Annotated in this window: 13 protein-coding genes and 2 pseudogenes; 8 read left to right on the forward strand and 7 right to left on the reverse strand. The window is 43.9% G+C overall.

The window, feature by feature from the left end; all coding sequences use genetic code 11:
• A pseudogene (locus tag BM736_RS16675) lies at positions 1-277 on the forward strand (IS4 family transposase); the annotation flags it as partial.
• A 64-nt stretch (positions 278-341) separates the two neighbouring features.
• On the opposite strand, the gene BM736_RS16680 reads toward BM736_RS16675, so the two are convergent.
• Positions 342-1,718, reverse strand: coding sequence for a hypothetical protein (locus tag BM736_RS16680; RefSeq protein WP_076414248.1), 1,377 nt, complete (start codon positions 1,716-1,718; stop codon positions 342-344).
• A 183-nt stretch (positions 1,719-1,901) separates the two neighbouring features.
• Between BM736_RS16680 and BM736_RS16685 the strand changes: the two genes are divergently transcribed.
• Positions 1,902-2,927 (forward strand): AraC family transcriptional regulator, encoded by a 1,026-nt coding sequence (locus BM736_RS16685; RefSeq protein WP_076414250.1) that lies wholly within the window; start codon positions 1,902-1,904, stop codon positions 2,925-2,927.
• Positions 2,928-3,133: 206 nt separating this feature from the next.
• Positions 3,134-3,394 (forward strand): DUF5062 family protein, encoded by a 261-nt coding sequence (locus tag BM736_RS16690; protein WP_076414252.1) that lies wholly within the window; start codon positions 3,134-3,136, stop codon positions 3,392-3,394.
• A gap of 104 nt (positions 3,395-3,498) precedes the next feature.
• On the opposite strand, the gene BM736_RS16695 is transcribed toward BM736_RS16690, so the two are convergent.
• The 6 genes and pseudogenes from BM736_RS16695 to BM736_RS16715 form a co-directional block, all read right to left on the reverse strand.
• Positions 3,499-5,127: a diguanylate cyclase domain-containing protein gene (locus BM736_RS16695; RefSeq protein WP_076414253.1), complete on the reverse strand. Its 1,629-nt coding sequence runs from the start codon at positions 5,125-5,127 to the stop codon at positions 3,499-3,501.
• Positions 5,114-5,539 (reverse strand): hypothetical protein, encoded by a 426-nt coding sequence (locus tag BM736_RS16700; RefSeq protein WP_076414255.1) that lies wholly within the window; start codon positions 5,537-5,539, stop codon positions 5,114-5,116. The genes BM736_RS16695 and BM736_RS16700 overlap by 14 nt, the downstream gene beginning before the upstream one ends.
• Positions 5,536-6,909, reverse strand: a complete 1,374-nt coding sequence (locus BM736_RS16705) for a hypothetical protein (RefSeq protein ID WP_256717935.1) — start codon at positions 6,907-6,909, stop codon at positions 5,536-5,538. Before BM736_RS16705 ends, BM736_RS16700 begins: the two co-directional genes overlap by 4 nt.
• Positions 6,910-7,061: 152 nt before the next feature.
• Positions 7,062-7,967, reverse strand: a complete 906-nt coding sequence (gene rimK, locus BM736_RS25440; protein ID WP_256717947.1) for a 30S ribosomal protein S6--L-glutamate ligase — start codon at positions 7,965-7,967, stop codon at positions 7,062-7,064.
• 87 nt (positions 7,968-8,054) lie between these two features.
• A pseudogene (locus BM736_RS25445) lies at positions 8,055-8,456 on the reverse strand (ATP-dependent zinc protease); the annotation flags it as partial.
• A 254-nt stretch (positions 8,457-8,710) separates the two neighbouring features.
• Entirely contained in the window at positions 8,711-13,267 is a 4,557-nt protein-coding gene (locus BM736_RS16715) for a biotin carboxylase N-terminal domain-containing protein (RefSeq protein WP_076414442.1), read from the reverse strand.
• A gap of 119 nt (positions 13,268-13,386) precedes the next feature.
• Between BM736_RS16715 and BM736_RS16720 the strand changes: the two genes are divergently transcribed.
• From BM736_RS16720 to rsmE, 5 genes are all read left to right on the forward strand, one after another.
• Entirely contained in the window at positions 13,387-14,298 is a 912-nt protein-coding gene (locus tag BM736_RS16720; RefSeq protein WP_076414259.1) for a LysR family transcriptional regulator, read from the forward strand.
• A 327-nt stretch (positions 14,299-14,625) separates the two neighbouring features.
• On the forward strand, positions 14,626-15,804 hold the full coding sequence (locus BM736_RS16725; protein WP_076414261.1) for a hypothetical protein: 1,179 nt from the start codon (positions 14,626-14,628) through the stop codon (positions 15,802-15,804).
• 126 nt (positions 15,805-15,930) lie between these two features.
• Entirely contained in the window at positions 15,931-16,485 is a 555-nt protein-coding gene (locus BM736_RS16730) for a SprT family zinc-dependent metalloprotease (RefSeq protein ID WP_076414263.1), read from the forward strand.
• 142 nt (positions 16,486-16,627) lie between these two features.
• Positions 16,628-17,380: an endonuclease gene (locus BM736_RS16735; RefSeq protein ID WP_076414265.1), complete on the forward strand. Its 753-nt coding sequence runs from the start codon at positions 16,628-16,630 to the stop codon at positions 17,378-17,380.
• 6 nt (positions 17,381-17,386) lie between these two features.
• Positions 17,387-18,115: a 16S rRNA (uracil(1498)-N(3))-methyltransferase gene (gene rsmE / locus BM736_RS16740; protein WP_076414267.1), complete on the forward strand. Its 729-nt coding sequence runs from the start codon at positions 17,387-17,389 to the stop codon at positions 18,113-18,115.
• Positions 18,116-18,193 lie beyond the last annotated feature (78 nt).

Raw genomic sequence — 18,193 nt, forward strand, 5'->3', positions numbered from 1 at the left:
GCTTATCGCTTATAATCTGGTTCGCTTAGAAATGGTAGCGATAGCAAAAGAAGCCAAAGTTGCACCCACCCGTATTAGCTTTACCGCAGCGATAAGCTTGATAGACACTCAATTAAGATGGCTTGCTTTATCACCTGATGGGAAGTTGCCAGCTAAGCTGAAGCAAATGCGGGCCGATATAAAACACTTTATCCTTCCAGATAAAAGAAAGCACCGAACATATCCACGTTCAGTGCTCTATATACCCAGCCGCTATCCACTTAAATATAAGCAGTAGTGCTTATCCGAATAGCATTAACCTATTAAGGTGGTTTTTTTATTGCTCTCACGCTATTAATTTCCTATTGCGAGCAACCTAAACCTTCAAAGTCAGTCCGGCTCATATATTCTGTCGTTGGTAAATATGCTCCCATGACAGCGTATTCATCACCTGGCACTGCAGTATTCTGAATCGCTTGGTGAAAATCCTCTTTTGGCAGCATATTTCTGACTATCAGTAATGCCTCATTTAATCGATTCTCCCCCCCCTCGACCATGCGCCCAAAACCATCTCCTTTTTCCGTCCAAGGCAGATAGTTGTAACCGCACTCATTGGTAGCATTAAGGGGTTTATCATCCAATAAACTCGTGACTACCGTGTAGTAACCCTCTTCATCCACCGTCAACTGCTCATCATAAATACAGTCGGTAACCATCTGAGAGTAATATTCATTTTGACAGATTGACCAATACCTTAACTGGCTGTCACTTTCATCAAAAATAGCCTCAGAAGCAAGCGTTTTGGGGACGAAGGGTAGCTTACCTCGTGTCACAGCTACCGCACCAAACTCATTATTTAAAAATGTACTGACATACTGGTTATCAGCATTAGCATAATAAGTGACTTGTCTTTCAGGCGTACCGTCGCAGCGCCCTAAGAAAGCACACTGAAAACCGAATGTGCCATTGTAAGCCGCTCGCCAAACAGCTGGGTTTCGCGCAGGTTGCACTGCAGGGTTAGATCTAACCTGCTGATAAGTCTCAGCGGGTATTAAAGGAATAGCCAAGTTCTGAGTATCAACCTGTAGAGCACTACAAGCTTGCTCACCCACAAGTACCTCTCCGGTATCTAAAGTCAGCTCAACAGCTGGTAGTGCAACATTGCCAAATTCATCGCTTCCCTCATCAGCAACATAAACACGATAAATTAACGTAGATTTTGCGCTAGGCTCAGCGTGGTCATAAAGAGTATTTACAGGAATATCTCCATCAGGTTCGCCATTAGCCAGTTCAATGGTGAAATCTCTTGCAACGCCCTGTCGCTCAGCACCTTGCCTGTAAGGATTTACAGAGCCCGCATCCGGCTCAATATCATTATCGGTTAATGCCGATGCAGGAGATGTATCCGCACGATAACTGTTTATTGAGATATACCTTGCATAAGGATACTCACCATTTAGCTTTAATTTTGCTCCTGCTGGTAATATGTATCCGGCATGCCAGTAGTTTGCGCCTGTGTCTGGGTAGGCAAAGTTTCTATCTGGATGCTCCACATTATATGGGCCAACCCAAAAGCATGGGCTTGGAGTCACCTGCTTTGGCTCCTCCACAACGAGCTCATCACTGTTATCGTGATCATCGTCATTGCACCCCGTTAGCATCACGACTGAAGAGCATAGTAATCCAAGCCCCACTTTCTTTAAACTAGTCTTAGCCTTAGCTAAACCTTCATTATGCATACCATCTCCCTTAAACTTTGTTTTATATTTATAGTTTTTAAAAAGGTGATTTACTGCTTAAGTCTTAATAAGTTAAGCTACTCTCCATGCTTATAAATTCATCACTTTGGTTTGTGAGTATCCCCTTTTATTTGTAACCTAGCTTATCAAAGAGAGTAATAATGGTTGGGTCGAGACTAATTTATGACTTTTCAGGACAATATACAGCTCACTACAGAGCCAACAACCCTCTCTTCTTGGGCATTAGCCATATGCCGCACCATAGATAGTTACGATGTCGATAGTAAAGCACTACTGCAACAGTTAGGTATTAACCCCGAGTTACTACAAGACCCCAATGGCCGTATTCCCACCAGCCAAGTGACACAGTTATGGGCGTTAGCGGTGACCGCTTGTGGAGATGAGTCTATAGGGCTAAAAGTGGCAAACTTTGTTCAACCAACGAGCTTTAATGCACTTAGTTTCTCACTATTAGTCAGTGAGTCTTTGGCCGATGCATGGATCAGAATTAAGCGATATTATGAAATTATCAGTAATGTGCTTGAGATGGAGATAGTCGAAGGTGAGCTAGAGTCTGCACTTTGCTTTAATCGATTAGCCGAAAATCACTATGCCTTTGAAGCTATAGATGCCTTTATGGCGACAAGTTACCTTATGCCTTTGCAGGTTAGTCACGGCCAAATAAAGCCCGTAAGACTAGAGCTTGAACGCCCCTCACCCGCTGATGTCACTCCCTTTGAGTCACTTTTCTCCTGTCCAATACATTTTAATGCGGACAGCAATCGTATCTACTTTAGCAATGAGTCACTAAACACCCCATTTCCATCAGCCAATAGAGAGCTGGCCATCAGGAACGATGCTGCAATAGAGGAGTATTTAAACCGACTGTCCAGCCAATCATTTAGTAGTAAAGTTGCTAAAGAGATTGTTATTTCAATGAGTTTAGGTAATCCAGATCGCGAAGCCATAGCTAAAGTTTTTCATATGAGTAGCCGCAACTTACAGCGAAAACTCAAGTTGGAAAACACCACATTCAGTGATCAGCTAGACCTGATCCGCAAGCGATTAGCCCTTACCTATATCTTAGAATCTGAACTTGCCATTATCGAGATATCCTTCCGATTAGGCTTTAAAGACCCAAGCAACTTCACCCGTGCTTTTAAGCGTTGGTACAAAAAATCTCCACTGCAATACCGAAAGCAGGGCTAGTCATTACGGCTAACAAACATGGTATGCAGCTATTTATTGATATAACAGTGGCACGCCTTCGCTCAAGCCTACGTGATGATATCCATCGAAACAGATAGCGGCTTTTGAACTGATACCAGTACTGATTAGTAAGGATCGTGAAGCCTAGCCTTGCTATCTTATTCAATTCAGGTAATTTGTGGATATAACCTTTTGAGGGAGCTCATATGAAGCAAGGTAAACACGATACACAACTACTAAAACTGGCCATGGAAATTGGTGTAGGTTACGCCAAAAAGCGTGGGTTTGACGATTTTGGTAAGGGGATCTCACCCAAAGATAAGGTCGAATGTATCTACCGTCTATTAGTCACCGATAAACTCATCCAGCCTCTTGCACTCGACAAAGAGGACGGACCTAATATGAAACACAAGTTAGTACTATGGATTAGCAGACAGCTACCTGAAGACCATGAGCTACTGAACTAAAACGCAGGTATAGAGCGCAGGTATATATAGGTGTAAATAGTACTAAAGAGACCTTAGGCACACTCCAGCTAAGTCATCACTATCTGTAAAACCACATAGCATCTTCACTCTTCTGCTCCATGAGTAGCCTCACTGAAGATGCTGTATCTGTCTCTTCCTTCACTCTTTGAATAGTACATCGCCTTGTCTGCTGCAGACAGCACCGACTCTAGATTTTGGCCATGATGAGGATAGATAGCTATTCCGATACTCGCGCCCACCTCAATAGAATCCCCTGATGGCAAGGTCACATTTTGATGTAGAGAGTCTCTCAGCTCACTTGCTAACTTTTCAATCGCGGGCAAGATACGCTCTTTAAATTGATTGCTATCAAAGTAGCAACCAACAATAAACTCATCGCCCCCCCAGCGAATACAAAGATCGTCATTTCTAAATACTGCCATCATTCGCCTACCCACTTCGATAAGCACAATATCGCCCGGTTCATGGCCATAAACATCATTAATCACTTTAAAGTTATCGAGATCGATATTCATGATCACAGCAATCTTGTCACTCTCTTTTGCCCGTTCAAAAAGCTCAAGCAGATCTCGACGTCCGGCCCTTCTGTTTTTAAGGTGGGTAAGTGCATCATGATCAGCTTCAAAACGGGTGTTAATCTCTCGCTCAGTTCGCTCAGTCACATCATACATCAACACCTCTATCATCAAATTACTCACCTGCTCATCATCCAGCACCTTAGAAAAAAGGCAATGAACCCAACAATCTGGCTTACCCGCTAAGGTTTTCATCTTGAGATCTAATGCTACGGTATCTAAATTCTTACTCTGCCTGATATCGGTTAGAAAGCTTTCAAGTTGTGGCTGGTTATAAAACCAATCCGTCAGCTTTAACCCGTTAGAGTCTACAATTGAACGTGATTTATAAATTATGCGTTCAAATGCTGGATTGGCAGTAACCAGCCTATTGTCTCTGTCTATGAGGCAAATTCCAGCACTTGCCTGCTCGAAGATAAGCCTGAACTTCTTCTCTAACACCTCAGTTTTTTCTCTTAAACTACGCTCGGAATCGATGGATTGATTAAGAGATGTCACTAGCGTATTAATGCCATTGACTAAACTACCTATCTCATCTTTTTGATGGAATCGAGGTACAGTTAATCGAATGTCCTCACCCGGTTTCACCTCTTCAAACCGATTAGTGATCTTATTGAGGGGAGAGGTCAGTGCTTTATGCACGATAAAGGATACCAATAGGGCTGTGATCACAATGAGCAACGCCAGCATCTGCGCTTGATTCACTGCTGCCTTCTTGGCATTTTGATTGATGAATGCTGCGTTGGGCAGTATTTTTAGCTGACCAATGACCTCATATTCGGAAAAGGGATGATAAAGCACCAGTGTCGACACCCCTTCCCTATCAACGAGTGAGGCCCTTCCAGAGTAAACCGAAAAACCAGGCTCACTGATCAGCTGCGCTTCAGAGACCACATCATTAACAGCGATCCCCTCTATGATCTCACTGGCTAACTCTGAGTCTTGAACATACACAGCAATCGATGCCGTTTTCTCAACCGTCCTAGAAAGCTGATTTACATGCTCCATAGAATCGAGTCGATTACGCTGCACTTCGCCAAAATAGAAGAAGTAAGAGCTCATCAAAGCCACTAAGGTCGCGCTCAAAGCGATAGCAAGAGCAAGTTTGAAATAGAGCTTATGACTAAAACGCCTCAAATCGATACACCACTTTTAATCTGTCAGTGAGATCCTGACTAGAAATATAGCCTATGCCATGACTTGTGCTGAGTAACTCATTAATTAATTGGGCTGATGAGTTGGTTTTTTCTGGTGGTGAACTTCGCCCAGAAAATAGTAGCCGTGCCCAGTAAGCGTCAATTTGCGCCTCAGTGCGGTTAACAAGTTTGGCGTAAAATTCACTCTTCAGCTTAGATTTTGGTGCCAAATCAAACACCTTAACTTTCTCGCCATTTGGAAAGGTGCTAAAACGCCCCATAAAAATATCCACGACTTCACTTTTAGTCAGTGACTCAACACTACTATTTTGATTAACCACGACTAAAACCTCGGAGTTAGCACTTAATGGTGTCAGCCCCGTCAGGATAAGAAACGCGAGAGCCAATCTCATAAGCTAAAGACAAAACTAAAATTAAGTGAGAATAAGTTAACGCTCTGGTCCTGCTCGATAACTTCAGGCTTAGTCCAGAGTCCTGCTCCTCGCTGATCGACTTGGCTATGATCCCATTGCAACTTAATCGCAGTATTTGGATAGAGGTCCCACCTAGCGCCAATCGAGTATGTCGTTTGCTTCACTCGTGTCGAGTTTAATGCTTCTAACGTGAGATGATGTAAGCCTTGTATGTAGAGGCCTATCTCAGGAGGAAGCTGGGAATGAAGTTGTGGAAGTTTGCCAGTCTTGGGATCTTCATTATTTTCAATATGGGCTACAACGCCAAAAAGCGTAACTTCATCAATACGGTAGCCTACACTGACATAACCATTATAAAATGATTGCAGCAAGCCCCACTCAGAATCGGTATAGCCAAGCTCTGACTGAAGTATCCATTGATTATGGTCATATTGAGTCCCTAAAGTGTAATAACTCACTCTTTGACCAACTCCCTCAGTTGCATTCGCTAGGCGAGTAGCATCTGGCCAAATCGTCTCAGGTATCTCATCGAGCGCTGTCACCAACTCGTTAGTGATAAAGTCCAGAGCAGAGATTTTTGAAGTGGATATCGCTAATTTTACTAACCAAGGATCTTGAGTAAAAGTATTGGTAAAAACCAGCAACTCCTCTAGATCTATACCGAATCGATATCCACCACCATCGAGTACAGATTGAGCCTGACCATAAGCTAATTTACTCTCCAAATATCCCTGACCAAGACTAAAAGTATATGCAGCATCAACACCATCGATTCTGGCTATAGAGCTAGTTAATGCGTAAAACTCAGGAATGGGCCTAGACCAAAGGTAGGCATAACTTACATTGCGATACTCAGATAAAAGATAAAAATCGACGCTAGTTCTACCAGCACGCAGTGCCCAGTCTCTATGTGGGCGGTACCGCAAGAAAAATAGCTCGACACTGTCAATGGCATCACTGCTAACACGATCCTTAATCACAACTTGAGCAACGCCATCTAAGTGTGAAGCCAATTCAGCATTGAGTTGTAGACCAAGCAGGCTATCGGTTTTAAATGAGAAGTCGCTGCCATCAGCTGGCATTGTAAAATCACGATGAAAATAGAGTTCATCACTTGAATTATGCACAACCCCAAGCGTGCCGAAACCACTCAATGAGAAGTTAAATGCCGACGCTGTAGGCTCTGTTTCTGATGCCAAGGATTTTAAAGAAACTAGCGTTGTCATCAAAAAAACAAACAAGCCCCAACCTAACCATTGGCAAGCTAAGTAAAAAGGGTGATCTGAGATATAACTACATTGCTTATCTGCTCTATCCGCTGTCATAACAGGCTTTACTCTTAAAGGCATCAATAAGTGGCCCCCTTTAAAAGTAGAACAAAACACTCTAAATCAGCAATATAATCCCGGTAATAAACCTAATAATGACACTCGATAAAATTGAATTGATAAGTAAATAGCTAAAAGAATCGGGGCTAGGTCTCTAGCCCCGAAAATTGAAATTACTCAGGAGTCTCAGTTTTCTCGCTGCGCTTCCAACCCAGCTTCTTCTCTATTGAGTCAATCATAGCGGCAGCGACATCGATGCCTGTAGCAGCCTCAATCCCCTCAAGCCCAGGAGATGAGTTAATCTCCAGCAGTAAAGGTCCCTTGCTCGACCGTATGATATCTACACCTGCAACCTGTAATCCCATCGTTTTGGCAGCCTTTATCGCAAGCTTACGCTCTTCAGGCGTTATCTGCACAATCGATGCTGTACCCCCTTGGTGGATATTAGCCCTAAACTCGCCAGGTGCAGCAGTACGCTCTATTGAGGCAACTATCTTGCCGTCGATAACAAAACAACGCAGGTCTTTACCTTGTGCTTCTTTAATAAACTCCTGAACAAGCAAGTTAGCTTTAAGTGATTTAAACGCGTTTATCACGCTCTCTGCCGCTTTTCGTGTCTCGGCCAATACCACGCCTTTTCCTTGAGTTCCTTCAAGTAACTTCACAATCAGCGGCGCACCACCAACCATATCAATCAGATCTGTCGTGTCGGCTGGCGAATTAGCAAAACCACTCGTCGGGATATCCAAATTATTCTTCTGCAGCAACTGCAGCGAGAACAACTTATCTCGTGACTGAGTGATCGCTTCCGAGTTGTTTAGCGCCATCACACCTAAGCTTTCGAAGTGGCGGGTCAAAGCACAACCATAAAAGGTCATACTTGGACGGATCCTCGGGATCACGGCATCGAGATCATTTAAGATCTTTCCACCACGGTAATGCACTTCAGGCTCAGAGGCGTCAAGCTTCATATAACACTGCTGAACGTTATAGAAAAACATTTCGTGACCACGCTGCTGCCCGGCCTCCATAATTCGACGATTACTATAAAGGTTCGGATTACTCGCTAAGAGCCCAATCTTTAGTCCACTTTTCTCAACTTCCGCACTGCCATAAAGCTGGTGAACATCATCTTCACTGAGCTCACCGAAATTATAGTTAGCTGAAGGATCAACTAAAATCCTTTGTCCCATGGCCTCTCGGCCTAATAGCATTCTAAACCCCATATTCGCGCGGTTGGTTAACGTCAGATCCACATCCCAGCTTTGCTCGCCAAGTTGCATCACCTCTCTGATGACATAACGCCTTTCAGTTTCACCGTTTGAACTTTTGATCACACGACGATCGATAAGCTTGGACTCACAATGCAGGGTCACCTTACGACTCCCCTGAATTGGGTGTACTTCATAGCTTACCCAAGTACAGCCATTACGCTTAAAGGTCGTAATATTGATCGCGTGTATTGAGGATGTTGCAGCCCCAGAGTCAACACGAGCCTTAACCGCCTTGATACCTAGCCCCGGTAAAGAGCACCACTCTTCACTGCCAACAATGATTTTATTAGTCATCTATTTTTTACTTCAATAAATAGGATTAGAAAAAACGAAAATTACACCCATTTATTCAAATCACAAAGGTATAAATTCTAATGCAACACTTACCTTAACTTTCAATAAGTTAGCAAGAAAAGCTGTGGGATTTGGGTCCGATAAGATTAGATAAAGTAATATTACTAGGGGAAGAAATAAAAAAATCCCCATCGAGTGTGATGGGGATTATCATTTTGAACTCAACTAAAGTGTATCTAATGCACCTTAAAGCGTTAGCTCTCTACAGGTGATACCACAAACAGTAGATCACCTTGCGAGACCTGCTGCCCATTACTATTAAGAATACGCTCAATACGGTATTTCTTATCTTCAGGGTACAGCACAGCGTCTTTACGGTTATAGCCAGCAAGATTTAGCTGTGAGAACATCTTCATCGCTTCTGTAAGCGCTAAAGTCTGATCCGCAGTAACTATGTCGCCTTCTTTAACAAAGTCAGCTTCACCTGGCGCTGGAGAGGTATAGAAGATACCTGCACCTTGTGCCATTACTTTCAGCTCGTTACTCTCACCAACACGTAGTGACGCAGTATCTACACCAACAGTTTCAGCTGCCGCTTCCATTTCGGCAATCAGCTCAGGGACATCAAGCTCAGCCATAAGACGTGGTAGATAGTTAGTATCGTAAACACCTTCGTTAAACGTGCCATCTTTCAAAATACGCGTTAATAACGGAATGTTAGTCGCAATGCCTTTAATGGTCACTTGATTAGCAAGGTAATCGTGCAGCTTATTAATCACATCTTCACGGCTCTCGCCACGGCAAATAATTTGCGCGATTAAGCTATCGTAGTAAGGTGAAACTTCTTTACCTTCGCCAGCAATAGAGATGATCTCAACATCGTCACGCTCAGGCATCACATATTCGGTGATCATACCTGGATGTGGTAGCAGCTGCAGCACACCATTACTATCAAGTGCAGCCTTCTCAGCCGTTACACGCACTTCAATCGCATAGCCTTTGTCTTGCGGCTCTAGCTTATCAATTGAACGACCAGCGGCGATATCAAAACCAGCACTGACGATATCGATACATGATGTCGCTTCTGTCACCGGATGCTCAACCTGTAGACGCGTATTCATCTCCATAAAGTAGACTTCATTCGCATCTAAGTTATAGATAAATTCAACCGTACCGGCGCCCATGTAATCAGTAGCATTACCAAGATCGAGTGTATATTGCAGCACCTTCTCTTTTAACTCTGCTGGCAGCATAGTAGAACCAGACTCTTCAATCACCTTCTGGTTGTTACGCTGAACCGAACAGTCACGAATACCCAATACTTTGGTATTACCAAACTTATCACGCAGTAACTGAACTTCAATGTGACGCAGTGAAGTCACATACTTCTCAAGATAGAGATCGCCATTACCAAATGCGGCTGCCGCTTCGGTAGAGGTTTGCTGGAACAAGCTGATCATATCGCCTGGACGTTCAACAACCTGAATACCTTTACCGCCACCACCTTGTACAGCTTTAAGCAGAACAGGGTAACCAATTTCGTTAGCAACGTTCACAGCTTGCTCAGCGTTGCTTAAGATCCCGTGGCTGCCTGGTACTACTGGAACACCATTTGCCTGTGAGGTCTTAATCGCATTCGACTTGTTACCCATAGTCGTCATCGAGTGAACACTTGGGCCAACGAAGTTTACGCCGTTGTTTACACAAAGTGCTGCAAACTGTGGGCTTTCTGATAGGAAACCAATACCTGGATGAAGTGCATCAACATTTTCATACTCAGCAACTTTAAGTACAGAGTATGCGTTGAGGTAACTTTCATCAGAGGTGTTACCACCAATACAAACCAGCTTATCTTTGCCTTTAAGCATATCGGCAGGTACTGAGGTCATATCCGGATCTGAAGCAACAAGAACGACATTAATATCGTTATCATGAGCCTTACGAATTAGCTTAACTGCAGTACAACCACGCGCATGAACAAGTACCTTGTTAATGGGTTTCATCAACTCACGAGGATCATCCTGAACAATCTTTTCATCAGCAACCATCATCTCAGGTACTAAAGTTGAAAGCGCATTGCCAATCACATCTTCAATTTGAGCAGTAGGCTTAGGCATCAAAGGATCGATACTCGCTAACTGGTCATCAATCGTTGTGCTGAATGGGTTGCTTACCAAGGCATTCATCGCACCTGGTACTTTCGACAAGTAGTTAGACAGAGTCGCTGTAGACGGCAAGTAAGCCGGAACAACCATCTGACCCGCAAATGGCATATTTGTACCAGACAGGTAGTAGGTCTGTACTAATGGGTGAGTCACAAAACTTGCCTGTGCTCCACCAGTACAATCACCATAACCAAACATCAGTACAGGTAACTCGTTATCACGGATGAAGCGAGTAATACGGTCGTTAACCACAGCCATTGAGAATAGTGCGGCTGCACCCTCTTTAGTCTGCATACCACCTGAGCTAATAAAGCAGATAACTGGCAACTTACGTTTAGCACACTCAATCAATAGTGAACTGAATTTCTCAGCACTAGCCATATCGAAGGCACCAGCCTGGAAAGCCGTGTTTGATACAGCAACACCCACACGCATCTGCTGACCATTTTGCTCAAAGTCAGCCATACCTGTAATAAGACCACAAGGGCGAATGCCTTTGTCTAGTGCATCTTCAATTGAGAGGCGGAAGCCTGGGAAGTTAAGCAGGTTAGCAGACATCTTGTCGGCATTGATCTCATCGAAATCGGTGAAGAACTTACCGATAACACTTTCCCAGCCCATCTTACCGGCACGCTTTTCATCACGCAGTACCTTCTGGATCAATAGATCTTGGTAGCCCATGGTGAGGCGGTTCCAGAAATCTTTACGACGACCGATACGCACAGGGTTAATCGCCCCTGTGTACTCGCCACTTTCCTCTTCACTATCGAAGTATTCAGGCAGTAGACGCTCGAAGAAGTAGGTCAAAATAACGAACAAGCTATCGTTTAACTGTGGGAAACCAACACTCTTCCACTGCTCAGTCTTAGTTAGCAGTTCAGCGCGATTAGACTGACCCATGAAGTACTTAAGCCACTTGTAGAACTTGTTCTTATCGTTAGCTACATCTTGAGTCGAGAGTGCGCGGTCAATAGAGCTATGAAGCAAGTTATCCACTGAAGCACGAGATAGGCTCTTAGACATCATAGCTTCTTTAGCAATAGACGCTAAATTACCAACGACGTTATCATAAAGTGCATTGAAGACAAGAATGTTATGACACTGCCAGATAAAGTCTTCACGAAGTTCATCATGAACAACCACATCAAGAACAGTTAACTTATTCAGTTCAGGCCAATCTGCTTGAGTCACTTCTGATGGAAGGGTCTCAAGGTACTGGATTAAGCCCTTGAAGTTGTTCTCTGCATTACCTTTCCAGCGATGGAATAAAGACCAACTAATATTGAAAATAAGCGCCTTACGGGCCTTCTTATAGTTCTCTTTTGGCTCACCTAAGATAAGACGAGTCAGCATGTTACGCTCAGTAGAAATATCATCACGTTTAGCGGTGAAGTTACCCCAAAGCTTGTTTAGCTCTTCGTCGTAAACCAGTTTATCAGGGCTTGATAACCAAGACTGGAAAACGCGATCTTGCTCTTGCTGAATACGTGCAAGCAAGTCGCCTTCAGGTACGCTCACCTTAGACAGGCGACCATACTGGTCTTGTGAGATAGACTGGATACGGCTACGCAGCGTTAGGTAACGCAAGTAACGGTATGAGCTACCAAACAAGTTAAGGTGCATGGTTGGGTTATTGGCAACCGCAAGTTCTGCATGATGCTCTAGCGCTTCAAGATTCTTAGACGGGCTTAAGAAACGAGTCAGACTGCGGTCATAATGCTCACGCAGATCCTCTGATTCTCTAACGAACTGAATCGCTGCGTTTTCAACTGCTTCGATACTGCTGATGATCGCGCGGCGCAAGTTGTGCTGACGCTCATCTTTATCAGAAGGAGAGAAATCGACAATACCGTCGATACAGCCTGAGGTGTATAGCTCTTCAGGAGAAACACCCACAGATTTAGCACACTCTTGCCAAGACAAGTTGTACTTACGAGCAATGCTCTGAAGACCCTGTGGTTGAATGGTATTAAAGATACCATCACGTAGCGACAGCAAGATGTTCGCTGCAGCCAATGGAATCGCACCACCTGAATAACCAGCACCGATAACAATACCGACTGTAGGTACATCAACATTAGCACTCTCAGCAATCGCTTTAGAGATGCTATGTGCCTGGTTTTGGCTGTTAGCAATTTCACCTGCATCAGCACCAGGAGTGTCAATAAGGTAGATAATCGGCATAGACAGTTCAGCGTACTGACGAATAGCCTTACACGCCGCTAAGTGATGCTCAGGCATCCAAGCACCGTTATTTGTTGTTCTTTCTTGTGCAACAAAACCAATACGGCGAGTACGAGTACCGAAGTTCAGTTCGATCTCGGCACTATAAAAAGGCCCTTGATGGTTTTCAGAAATTAGCTTGCCTTTAAGATCGGCAATCATGCGCTTTGCGCCGGCGCGGTTTTTATCTAATGTCGGTTGAATCACCTTAGTGACATAGCCATCGACATCAAGCTGCTCTAGCTCTTTTAGATTTGATTGGATTGCATCCTCACCGATAAGACCTTTAATCTCCTCGGCTAGGCTCTGCTTGCTGTGTTCAGGGAACAGCGAAAAGTCTTGTGCCAGATGCTCTGCTTTAAGAAAAAGCGGGTCGGCAGATTGAGCCTGAGTCTTGTTTGTGGGCTGATTGTTGCTGGTCATCATTGATCCTCTGCTTAGCCTCTAAAATTTTTAGCGAGTAAATATAACTTTGTTACGGCGTCAAATACCATTAAACTAGGGTAGACGCTTTGTTCCATTTTTGAGACAGTGATAAAAACATGCCAGATCTTAACGGTATGATGCTGTTTGCGGCGGTAGTTAGAGCCAAAGGCTTCTCCCAAGCAGCCCGCGAAACAGGCATGCCAAAATCAACCATAAGTCGTAAGGTTGCTCAGCTCGAAGAGCAACTTGGTGTACGTCTTTTGCAGCGAGATACTCGAAATTTGAGTCTCACTCAGGTTGGTGCGCTCTTTTATCAGCACTGCACCAGTATCCGCGATGAAATTGAAGCCGCTAAAGCAACCATAGAAAACACCCATAATGATGTGTCAGGCTCATTAAGAGTAGCGATACCTGTATCTTTTAGCCAAGAGATCATCGCCAACCTCTGCAGCAGCTTCATGCGTCTATACCCTAATGTAGAATTAGATATTCAATTTACTGACAGCGAAGTGGGTCTAGTGGGTGAAGGATATGATATTGCGATTAAGTATGGGCCGCTGCAATCTTCTGATTTAGTTGCTCGCTTACTCTTTGAGCGCCAGCCTATCTTAGTAGCAAGCCCAGGGTATTTAAAAACTAATGGCACACCAGCTACACCACAGGCACTAATCGAACACAGTGGCATACTGTTAGGGACCTCTCGTTCAGCGCCTATCTGGCCTCTTGGCAAAGGGGCAAAAAAGACCATGGTGTCATTTCAACGAAAAGTCCGCGTTAACAGTGCAATCATGGTAAAAAAACTCGCCATGGATGATTTTGGCATTGCCATGCTCTCTAACTCTGTATGTAAGAACGAGCTAGCCAGCGGCACCTTAGTGCCCATCCTACAAGAGTGGCCTATCGAAGCATTCAAAGTCTATGGCGTATATTCTAGCCGCAGACAGCTAGCGACGAATATCAGTGTCTTTTTAGATTTCTTCACTAAAAGATTCAGTAGCCATGAATCGATTGAATCACTGAGAATGTAGACTTAAAAGCAGTGATAAGTTCAAGATAGAGCGAAGAAAGCTGTAAGTGATAAATCACAGCTTAAAAATATGAAACTTGAAGAAAGCGAAGTTACTTGTCGCTTGAAACTTATGCCTAAACCGCAGCCCCTCACCTTAAAGCACTAGAGTTCAGACACTTTATTTGCACACAAATGTCGTGCATACTCAGGCGTTGACTATAATAAATTCAAACTGATAGCCAGTTATTATACCTATTGGTATTCAACTCATTGAGTTGATAATGACTTAACAAGAATAACATCGATAATTGGCTCATATACTTTTACCCGATTGAAGGAACGAGCCATGACTAAACCCTGTTTAGCGCTTGCCATTGCAGGACTTCTCACTGGCACTATGGCCAGCACAGCGGCAGTTGCCAAGATAGAACTCGATATTGAAGAAGCACGAATTGATGCTGCAGCTCAAGCCATGCCACAAGTGGTTGGACGGTATCAAGCTTTAGTTGATAGTCTCGCCAGCCAATATAGTGAGCAAACAGATGAACTCCTGATGACTCAAATGGTTGCTAGACAAGGAGAAAGGCTGTGGCAGCAAGCTGTCAGAGACGTCCAATCAGGTGGGCAAGATGATCGCCCACTTTACTGGGGCCGTTTAGCGATGAAAACCCTATTAAAAGAGCAAGCTCCGGCGTTTAAAATCGCACCTTGGCAACGTAACATCAACCTCAGCGCCGTTGAAAAGTCCTCTCGTGGGTTTAGTAACATCAGCTTTGATGACGATGTTGCAATCAAAATACTGCTCACAGGCTTTGACCCTTTCTTCCTCGATCGCCACATAGATCAAAGTAACCCATCAGGTTTAGCTGCGCTCGCTTTAGATGGATATCAATTTTCTGTAAACGGCAAAAAAGCGCAAGTCCAAACAGTCATGATCCCGGTGCGTTTCGCCGACTTCGAGCAAGGAATTATAGAGTCACTACTCACACCTTTTTATCGTGAAAATAGCTTAGATATGATTTTCACGGTTAGCATGGGACGGGATGATTTCGATCTCGAACGCTTTCCTGGCCGAAACCGAAGCGCTGCAGCTCCTGATAACTTGAATGTATTAACCGGTGCCAATAAAGAGAAGCCCATCGCCCCCAAGTTCAATGGGAAAACCTTGAATGGCCCAGAGTTTGTTGAGTTTTCACTGCCTGTTACCGCCATGCAGTCGACTCCAGAAGCCGTCTCGAAATGGAAGGTTAACGATAATCACAGCGTCACAACTTTAGCGAAAGGCCAGTTTGACGCTTCATCATTAACTCAGCTACAAAGCGAGACCTCTGTGGAAGGCTCTGGTGGAGGCTATCTCTCAAATGAGATCTCCTACCGAGCTATTTTACTGCAGCAACAATTCAATAGCGCTATCCCAGTCGGGCATATACATACCCCTAAAGTGCAAAGCTACGACGCGCAAATAGAGAGTGAGATTGTAGAGCAGATCAAAGCTATGGTCATTGCTGGGGCAGAAAGCTTATAATGACATGCTAATACCGAACGGTATAACACAGATAGAGCACTCAGCGTCTCCTTCAAAATAGACTTTAAGGTACTTAAATTTAAGTGCCTTTTTTAATGGCAAGTGTGAACCACTTTCAAAAATATTATGTTTAAACTGTTCAAAACAACACATGCTAAAACAGCCAGTGAGCTTGAACTAGAAGACGTTCATTATGAGTTTGAGAATGAACGTCATCAACAGGTCGCTCAACAGGTCTTAGAGTGCTACCGACAAGCAGAAGCCTACCTAAGTAAGACTTTTGCACGACCTGAGATAAAGTTTACGCTCAGGGGGAAAAGTGCAGGTACAGCCCATTTACAGCTTAATCTACTTAGGTTTAACGCCACATTGCTTGCAGAAAATCACCAAGCATTTATCGATCAAGTTATTCCCCATGAGATCTGCCACCTACTCGCATATCAACTATTTGGAAAAGTTAAGCCCCATGGTAAAGAGTGGCAGGCTTTAATGATAAATATCTATCAACTTCAGCCAGCAACAACTCACTCGCTAAACACTCAATCTGTGGCTGGGCGAACCTTCGAGTATTTATGTGGCTGTGGCAGCGTGCCGCTGAGCATTCGCCGCCATAACAAAGTTGTCCGTGGTGAAACCCAATACCGCTGTAGACGTTGTAAGCAGGCGTTAAAACGCGCTTAAGATCTTAATGGGGTGCTTACTTTGGCCAACCTCTTGCTTCTATTCCCACTCATCCAGTAAAATCCCGCCAAAGAGCAGACATGAGTCTTGCCAATCATATTTTATGGGTAATGCCTATTTAGCCCAACTTTAGGGAACCACATTGAAACCTTTATTAACACTCAATGCTGCCTTTATAGGTTTAGCGTTTAGTCTTCTTTTATCATCAGCAGCATTTGCATCTCCCTCTCACTCCACCAGTTTTAGTCAGGCCAAGCGACTAGCAAAAAAAATCTATAGTGATAACTTGCCTAAAACGAGCTTCTATTGCGGCTGTGACATCAATATAGAGGGTAAGAAGTGGAACCCAGATCTGCAAAGCTGCGGTTACCAAGTGAGAAAGCAACAAAAGCGTGCCAGCAGAATCGAGTGGGAACACATTGTTCCAGCCTGGGAGTTAGGCCACCAAAGACAATGCTGGCAAGAGGGCGGACGTAAGAATTGTGGCAAAAGCGATCAAGTATTTAAAAAGATGGAATCCGATCTACACAATCTTGTACCTGCAGTAGGTGAAGTGAATGGCGATCGCAGTAACTACCGTTTCAGTCAGTGGAATGCAAAGCCTGCACAATATGGCCAGTGCGCTATGGTTGTTGATTTTAAATCACGAAAGGTCGAGCCACCGAGTTACACTAGAGGTCGTATCGCGCGAACTTACCTGTATATGCAAAAAACATATGGCTTTAAAATAGCAAAAAGCCAATTAAAACTATTCAATGCATGGGATAAAACCTATCCAGTTGATACTATCGAGTGTAAGAGAGATCAGGCGATCGCTGATACGCAGGGAAATCATAACCCTTTTGTAAAAAACCAATGCGACTCAATCGCCGTTAACAGTCAAATAGCAGAGTAGATAGAGATGAGAATCCCAAGAATTTATCAAAATTCACCATTAACGGTTGGTGAAAGCCTAGCACTCGATGACGAAGCAGCCTCTCACGTTGGCCGTGTATTACGTATGGCGCCTGGTGAACAGATCTGCCTATTTAATGGTGGTAATGAAGATTTCCAAACAGAGATTATCTCTGCGAGTAAGAAAAATGTCTCTGTTAAGGTCTTATCTTCGAATGCCAATAACAGTGAGTCTCCACTGCATATCCACTTAGGTCAAGTGATCTCCCGTGGTGACCGCATGGACTTCACCATCCAGAAATCCGTTGAATTAGGCGTCAACACCATAACCCCACTCTTTTCAGAACGCTGTGGTGTTAAATTGTCTGGTGAACGTTTAGAGAAGAAGATTCATCAATGGCAAAAAATTGTCATTGCAGCCTGTGAGCAGTCGGGCCGAAGTCATGTTCCAGAGATCCGCCCAGCGATGTCATTAGAAGCTTGGTGCAGTGAACAAACCGATGCACTCAAATTAAACCTGCACCCGAGAGCATCTCACGGGATCGGTGGATTATCTCTCAAGGTACCTAAAGTCAGGCTATTAATCGGTCCTGAAGGCGGCTTGTCAGAAACAGAAATAAGTAAGACTGAGCAAGATGAATTTACTGATGTTTTACTTGGCCCTAGAGTACTTAGAACAGAAACTGCAGCATTAACAGCGATCAGTGCACTGCAGCTAAAGTTTGGTGATTTATAGCGCTAGGTTCTAGCAAAAGGCTATGGCCTGAATTTATTTTAAGCTCAACACAAAATTCAATTGCCCCATCTAAAGATG

Origin of the sequence: Shewanella sp. UCD-KL12 (assembly GCF_001957125.1) — a bacterium.
In the GTDB taxonomy this organism is placed as follows: Bacteria; Pseudomonadota; Gammaproteobacteria; order Enterobacterales; family Shewanellaceae; genus Shewanella.

Excerpts from the sequence above, each read along its gene's own strand:
- BM736_RS16680 (WP_076414248.1), bottom strand. The coding sequence starts at position 1,718 with ATGCATAATGAAGGTTTAGCTAAGGCTAAGACTAGTTTAAAGAAAGTG.
- BM736_RS16685 (WP_076414250.1), top strand. The coding sequence starts at position 1,902 with ATGACTTTTCAGGACAATATACAGCTCACTACAGAGCCAACAACCCTC.
- BM736_RS16690 (WP_076414252.1), top strand. The coding sequence starts at position 3,134 with ATGAAGCAAGGTAAACACGATACACAACTACTAAAACTGGCCATGGAA.
- BM736_RS16700 (WP_076414255.1), bottom strand. The coding sequence starts at position 5,539 with ATGAGATTGGCTCTCGCGTTTCTTATCCTGACGGGGCTGACACCATTA.
- BM736_RS16705 (WP_256717935.1), bottom strand. The coding sequence starts at position 6,909 with ATGCCTTTAAGAGTAAAGCCTGTTATGACAGCGGATAGAGCAGATAAG.
- BM736_RS16715 (WP_076414442.1), bottom strand. The coding sequence starts at position 13,267 with ATGACCAGCAACAATCAGCCCACAAACAAGACTCAGGCTCAATCTGCC.
- BM736_RS16720 (WP_076414259.1), top strand. The coding sequence starts at position 13,387 with ATGCCAGATCTTAACGGTATGATGCTGTTTGCGGCGGTAGTTAGAGCC.
- BM736_RS16725 (WP_076414261.1), top strand. The coding sequence starts at position 14,626 with ATGACTAAACCCTGTTTAGCGCTTGCCATTGCAGGACTTCTCACTGGC.
- BM736_RS16730 (WP_076414263.1), top strand. The coding sequence starts at position 15,931 with ATGTTTAAACTGTTCAAAACAACACATGCTAAAACAGCCAGTGAGCTT.
- rsmE (WP_076414267.1), top strand. The coding sequence starts at position 17,387 with ATGAGAATCCCAAGAATTTATCAAAATTCACCATTAACGGTTGGTGAA.